Here is a 6,162-nt window from a genome sequence, read left to right as displayed (position 1 = left end):
TCGCGACCTGGTACGCGTTCTTCACCTTCTGCGTGCCCTGCACCTCGATGCGGCCGCCGATGAACTTGCGGAACTGCTTGCCGTACTTGCGCGAGATGTAGCCAGAGAACGCCGACGAGAACGCCTTCTTCTGCGCCGCCGTGGCAGTGCGGGCGTCGGAGCCGAGCGCATAGGCCGCGATGTAGGGCATGTCGCCGTAGGTCTGGAAGATGCGCTCGAAGTCGCGGATCATCGCGGCCTCGGACTTGCCCGAGGCGATGACCTGGTTGATGTCGGCCACGAGCTTGTCGACGAGGCCCTCGGCCTGTGCCGCCGTGACTGCCAGCGCCGCGCCGGGCAGGCCCGCTGCGAGCCCGACCGCCATTGCGCCCACCAGCGCGCCGCGGCGTGTTAGAACGTGCTGCACCATCAGAAACCCTCCGTGTCCAGTGCCTCGGGGTCGATATAGTCCTCGCCGCCGGATGTTTCATCACCCAGTTCGAAACGGCGGTTTTGCAGGTAGATCGTGCGCAGCTGGGCGTAGCTGTCGGCGCTGCCGTAGAGCAGGGCGTCGACCGAATCGCCGTACTCGGCCCGGGTCAGCGCCTTGTCGGCCACGCGCACCCCGAGGGCGGCGGTGATCTCGGGCCAGCTCAGCACGTAGTAGAGCGGGTTCGTGAAGACATCGACCGCCATGCCGACCGCGTCGCGCTCGGTCGCGGGGCCGAGAACCGGCAGCTCCATGTAGGCGCCCTCGGGCAGGCCCCAGACGTAGAGCGTCTCGCCGAAGTCGCTCTTGTCCTCGGGCATGCCGAGGTGTGAGGCCACGTCGAAAAGCCCGACCACGCCCACCGTCGCGTTCACCCCGAAGCGCAGCGTGTTCCGGGCGGCGCGGCCGAGGCGCGCCTGAAGTACCTGATTCACAACGGTGCGGGGCAGGCGGATGGTGTCGGACATGTTGTCGATGCCGGCGCTGACGGGCGCGGGCACCTTGGACAGGACCCCGGGACCGTCGCCACCCGACAGCGCGCTGTCGAGGCGCTTGTTGAAGGCGTGGGCCTGCCGGTTGGCGCCCTCGTTGGGGTCGTAGATGCCGTCCGGCGCCTCGCCCGGGCCCGGCACGGCACAGGCCGAAAGCCCCAGTGCGAGGACGAGAACCGCGCAGCTCCGGAGCAGTGGGGTCGGGTATTCCCCCCTTGTAAACGGCATTGGAAAATCCTGATCTTGAGATAGAAGGGTTCATACTCGCAGACGGGGCCGTGACCAAGCAACCACGGGGCATTGCATGCGTCTGTGACACATTGGCGACAGAACAATTGTTAAGCGATTTCCTGCGACCATCGCAGAGGGCGGAGAGAGGGATGGGCACGCGCATGGCGAAGAGCTCGAAAGAGACCGGACGCGACGAACTGGTGGCCGCGCGTCGCCAGAGCCGGCGCTACTACTAGTTCGTGGCGGTCTTAAGAGGCTTCGTGAACCTGCTGATGCTGACGGGTCCGCTCTACATGCTGCAGATCTACGACCGCGTCCTTGGCTCGCGTTCCGAGGCGACGCTGCTGGCGCTGTCGGTGCTGGTGGTCTTCCTCTACGGCATGATGGGCCTGCTCGACTACGCCCGTGGCCGGGTGATGGCGCGGGTCGCCGCGCGCTTCCAGTCGCGCATGGACCTGCGGGTCTTCGACGCGGTGATGCGCCGTTCGGCGGTGCAGCCCGACGAGCTTGCCGCGACCGGGCTCAAGGATCTCGAGTCGGTGCAGCGGCTGATGTCCTCGCCGGTGCTGACGGCGATGTTCGACATCCCCTGGACGCCGCTCTTCATCGCCGGGATCTTCGTCTTCCACCCGTGGCTGGGCTATCTCGCACTGGCGGGCGGTGCGGTGCTGATCTGCGTCACCGTGCTGAACCAGATGCTGAGCCGCAACCCGACCCTGAACTCGAACCGCGCGACGCTGCGCGCCGAGCACACCTCGGAGCAGATCCGCAACGAGGCCGAGATGGTGCAGTCGCTGGGTATGCGCGAGGCGGCCTTTGCCCGCTGGAACCGCGCCCGGTCGGAGTCGCTCAAGGGCCAGATCGGCACCTCGGACATCGTCGGCACCTTCACCGTCACCACCAAGACCTTCCGCCTGTTCCTGCAGTCTGCGATGCTGGGCCTCGGCGCCTATCTCGTGCTGCAGGGCGAGCTGACCGCCGGTGCGATGATCGCGGGCTCGATCCTCATGGGCCGCGCGCTGGCGCCGGTCGAGCTGGCGATCGGCCAGTGGCCGATGGTGACCCGCGCCCGCAAGGGCTGGGACAGCCTCGTGCAGCTGCTTTCCGAAGTGCCGCCCGAGGAACAGCGCCTGTCGCTGCCGGTGCCCGAGGCCCGGCTCGAGGCCAACCAGGTCACCGTGGTGCCGCCGGGCGAGCATCAGGCGGCGCTGCGCATGGTCAGCTTCTCGCTCGCGCCCGGTCAGGCGCTGGGCGTGATCGGCTCCTCCGGCGCCGGCAAGTCGACGCTGGCCCGCGCCATCACCGGCGTCTGGCGCCCCGCGGGCGGCAAGATCCGCCTCGCCGGTGCCTCGCTCGAGCAATACGGGCAGGATCTTGGCAAGCACATCGGCTACCTGCCGCAGCGGGTCACGCTGTTCGATGGCACCATCGCCGAGAACATCGCCCGGCTGGCGCAGGCGCCCGACCCCGAGAAGATCGTCGAGGCCGCGCGCAAGGCCGACGCCCATGACATGATCCTCAAGCTGCCCAACGGTTACGACACGCGGGTCACCGCCACCGGCGGGCGGCTCTCGGGCGGGCAGATGCAGCGCATCGGCCTTGCACGGGCCATGTATGGCGACCCTGTGATCCTCGTGCTCGACGAGCCCAACTCGAACCTCGACAACGAGGGCTCGGAAGCGGTGAACGAGGCCATCCGGCGGATGAAGGAGCAGGGCAAGTCGGTCATCATCATGGCCCACCGCCCCGCCGCCATCCGCGAGTGCGACATGCTGCTGATGCTCGAGAACGGCGCTCGCGCGGCCTTCGGGCCCAAGGACGACGTGCTGCGCAACATGGTCAAGAACCACGAACAGATCGCCCGCAACGCCGGGCCGGGAGGTGTGCGATGAGCGAACCCCGCAAGGATTTCCCGCTGCGCGGCCCGATGATGCTGGGGCTTTTCGCGCTGCTTCTGCTGGTCGTGGGCTTCGGCACATGGGCCGCCACCACCGAGATCAGCGGTGCCATCGTCGCCGGAGGCCAGATCCAGGTCGACCAGAACCGGCAGGTGGTGCAGCACCCTGACGGCGGCGTGGTCTCGGAGATCCTCGTTGAAGAGGGCGACGTGGTCGAAACCGGCGACGTGCTGATCCGGCTCGACCCGACGCTGAAACGCTCCGAGCTCAAGATCGTCGACGATCAGTACGCCGACCTCCTTGCCCGCCGGGCCCGGCTCGAGGCCGAGCGCGACGGCAAGGATGAGATCGTCTTCGCCGACGAGCTGCTCGAGATGGCCGAAAAGAACGACCAGGTTGAAGAGATGATGTCGGGCCAGCGCAACCTGTTCTTCGCCCGCCGCGACTCCGTCGCCCGCGAGATCGAGCAGCTCAACAAGCGCAGCGACCAGATCGCCAACCAGATCGAGGGCATCGAGGCGCAGGTCTCGGCGCTGAGCGACCAGTTCGACCTGATCCAGCGCGAGCTGGCCGACCAGCAGTCGCTGCTCGACCGCGGGCTGGCGCAGGCCAGCCGGGTGCTGGCCCTGCAGCGCGAGGCGGCACGTCTGGCCGGTGAACGCGGCGAACTCGTCGCCTCGAAGGCGCAGGCCGAGGGCCAGATCACCGAGATCGAGATCGAGGTGCTGAAGCTCGACACGACCCGACGCGAAGAGGCGATCACCACCCTGCGCGACATGCAGTTCCGCTCGCGCGAGCTGGCCGAACAGCGGCTGGCGCTTGGCGAGCAGCTCAAGCGGATGGAGATCACCGCGCCGGTGGGTGGCATCGTCTACGGGCTCACGGTCTTCGCCCCGCGCGCTGTGATCCGTTCGGCCGAGCCGGTGCTCTACCTCGTGCCGCAGGACCGCCCGCTGGTGATCTCGGTGCAGATCGAGCCGATCCACATCGATCAGGTCCACCTCGACCAGGACGTGACGCTGCGCTTTGCCTCGCTCGACCAGCGCATGACGCCCGAACTCTTCGGGCGGGTGACGCGGGTCTCGGCCGATGCCTTCGTCGACGAGAACACCTCGGTCAGCTACTACCGCGCCGAGGTGGTGATGGACGACAGCGAGATCGCCAAGCTGCCCGAGGGCACGCAGCTGATCCCCGGCATGCCGGTCGAGGCCTTCCTGCGCACCGGCGAGCGCACCGCGCTTGCCTACCTGCTGAAGCCCTTCACCGACTATTTCGCCCGCGCCTTCCGCGAAACCTGACGGCCGCGGTCCCGGGCTATTTCCATTTTCCTCCGGCGGGGCTAGCGTCGCGCCGAACTCAGCCGGAGGATTCCATGACCGATATCGACGCCCGCCTTTCAGAGCTTGGCCTGACGCTGCCCGACGCGCCTGCGCCCGCCGCCAACTACGTGCCCTACGTGATCAGCGGCAACCTCGTCTTCGTCTCCGGCCAGATCAGCCAGAATGCCGACGGCTTCATCACCGGCAAGCTCGGCGCCGAGCTCGATGTCGAGGCCGGTGCCAAGGCCGCCGCCACCTGCGCGCTCGGCCTGCTGGCCCAGGCCAAGGCGGCCTGCGGCGGCGACTTCTCGAAGCTGAAGCGCGTGGTGAAGCTGACCGCCTTCGTCAACTCGACCCCCGATTTCACCGACCAGCCCAAGGTCGTGAACGGCGCCTCCGACCTGCTGGTCGCGGTGCTGGGCGATGCCGGCCGGCACGCGCGCTCGGCGGTCTCGGCGGGTGCGCTGCCGCAGGGCGTCGCGGTCGAGATCGAAGCGATCTTCGAACTGGCCTGAGCCCGACCCATGCCTGAGCTGCCCCCGGCCTTCCTCGACCGACCCATCGCCCACCGCGCCCTGCACGACACGTCGCAGGGCCGGCCCGAGAACTCGGTCGAGGCGATCCGCGCCGCGGTCGAGGCGGGCTACGGCATCGAGATCGACCTGCAACTCTCCTCGGACGGGGAGGCGATGGTCTTTCACGACTATGACCTCGCGCGGCTCACCGCCGTCGAGGGGCCGGTGCGCGCCCGCAGCGCCGCCGAGCTGGGGGCCATCCCGCTGCGCTACGGCGCGGCGGGGATCCCGACGCTGGCCGAGGTGCTGACGCTGGTCGCGGGCCGGGTGCCGCTGCTGATCGAGGTCAAGGACCAGGACGGCGGCATGGGTCCGGACGTGGGGTCGCTGGAACGCCGCGCCGCTGAGCTGCTGTCAGGCTACGACGGGCCGGTGGCGCTGATGTCCTTCAACCCGCATTCGGTCGCCGCCCTGGCGCGTCTGGCGCCCGACCTGCCGCGCGGGCTCACCACCTGCGGTTACACCGCCGACGACTACCCGACGCTGCCGCCCGCCACCCGCGAGCGCCTGCGCGGGATCCCCGATTTCGACCGCACCGGATCGAGCTTCATCAGCCACCACTGGCGCGATCTCGGCAGCCCGCGCGTCTCCGAGCTGCAGGCCGCCGGCGTCCCGGTGCTCTGCTGGACGATCCGGTCGCCCGCCGAGGAGGCAGAGGCGCGCAAGGTGGCCGGCAACATCACGTTCGAGGGATACACGGCTTGAACACGCTTCCGCGCAGGCCAGATAAAGGCAGGCAGGGAAGGCACTCATGACCGATCAGACCCCCGGCGCCTCCATCGCCGTCAACGTCCTATCATCGCTAGACCAGATCGCGCAGGCCGACTGGGATGCCTGCGCATGCCCCGAAACCGCGGACGGCGGGCGCCCGGACGATCCCTTCACCACCTGGCGCTTCCTGCATGCGCTCGAGGCCAGCGGCTCGGTCGGGCGCGGCACCGGCTGGGAGCCGCGCTACCTGACCGCCGAGCTCGACGACGAGATCATCGCGGTGGCGCCGCTCTATGCCAAGGGCCACAGCCAGGGCGAGTACATCTTCGACCACTCCTGGGCCCATGCCTACGAGCAGGCGGGCGGCTCGTACTATCCCAAGCTGCAGATCGCCGTGCCCTTCACCCCGGCCACCGGGCGGCGCTTCCTCACCAAGCCCGGGCACGAGGCGACCGGCATCTCGGCGCT

The 6,162-nt window shown here is 68.7% G+C and carries 7 protein-coding genes; 5 read left to right on the top strand and 2 right to left on the bottom strand.

The window, feature by feature from the left end:
- A partial coding sequence (locus HC022_RS17160) for a phospholipid-binding protein MlaC (protein ID WP_167453239.1) occupies positions 1–409 on the bottom strand: 409 nt, incomplete at its 3' end.
- Positions 409–1,188 carry a VacJ family lipoprotein gene (locus HC022_RS17155; RefSeq protein ID WP_008887085.1) on the bottom strand — a complete coding sequence of 260 codons (780 nt, stop codon included), beginning with the start codon at positions 1,186–1,188 and terminating at the stop codon, positions 409–411. The genes HC022_RS17160 and HC022_RS17155, both read right to left, overlap by 1 nt.
- 242 nt (positions 1,189–1,430) lie before the next feature.
- Between HC022_RS17155 and HC022_RS17150 the strand changes: the two genes are divergently transcribed.
- The 5 genes from HC022_RS17150 to HC022_RS17130 all read left to right on the top strand — a co-directional run.
- Positions 1,431–3,083: a type I secretion system permease/ATPase gene (locus HC022_RS17150; protein ID WP_368484685.1), complete on the top strand. Its 1,653-nt coding sequence runs from the start codon at positions 1,431–1,433 to the stop codon at positions 3,081–3,083.
- Positions 3,080–4,387 (top strand): HlyD family type I secretion periplasmic adaptor subunit, encoded by a 1,308-nt coding sequence (locus HC022_RS17145; RefSeq protein ID WP_008887213.1) that lies wholly within the window; start codon positions 3,080–3,082, stop codon positions 4,385–4,387. The genes HC022_RS17150 and HC022_RS17145 overlap by 4 nt, the downstream gene beginning before the upstream one ends.
- A gap of 74 nt (positions 4,388–4,461) precedes the next feature.
- Positions 4,462–4,923, top strand: a complete 462-nt coding sequence (locus HC022_RS17140) for a RidA family protein (RefSeq protein WP_167453238.1) — start codon at positions 4,462–4,464, stop codon at positions 4,921–4,923.
- 9 nt (positions 4,924–4,932) lie between these two features.
- On the top strand, positions 4,933–5,688 hold the full coding sequence (locus HC022_RS17135; protein ID WP_167453237.1) for a glycerophosphodiester phosphodiesterase family protein: 756 nt from the start codon (positions 4,933–4,935) through the stop codon (positions 5,686–5,688).
- A gap of 46 nt (positions 5,689–5,734) precedes the next feature.
- Positions 5,735–6,162 (top strand): peptidogalycan biosysnthesis protein (locus HC022_RS17130; protein ID WP_175583626.1); only part of this gene is annotated, 428 nt, incomplete at its 3' end.

It is taken from the genome of Salipiger sp. HF18 (assembly GCF_011806505.1).
GTDB lineage: Bacteria > Pseudomonadota > Alphaproteobacteria > Rhodobacterales > Rhodobacteraceae > Salipiger > Salipiger thiooxidans.
This window is presented reverse-complemented; position numbering and strand designations above follow the sequence as displayed.

Excerpts from the sequence above, each read along its gene's own strand:
- HC022_RS17155 (WP_008887085.1), bottom strand. The coding sequence starts at position 1,188 with ATGCCGTTTACAAGGGGGGAATACCCGACCCCACTGCTCCGGAGCTGC.
- HC022_RS17145 (WP_008887213.1), top strand. The coding sequence starts at position 3,080 with ATGAGCGAACCCCGCAAGGATTTCCCGCTGCGCGGCCCGATGATGCTG.
- HC022_RS17140 (WP_167453238.1), top strand. The coding sequence starts at position 4,462 with ATGACCGATATCGACGCCCGCCTTTCAGAGCTTGGCCTGACGCTGCCC.
- HC022_RS17135 (WP_167453237.1), top strand. The coding sequence starts at position 4,933 with ATGCCTGAGCTGCCCCCGGCCTTCCTCGACCGACCCATCGCCCACCGC.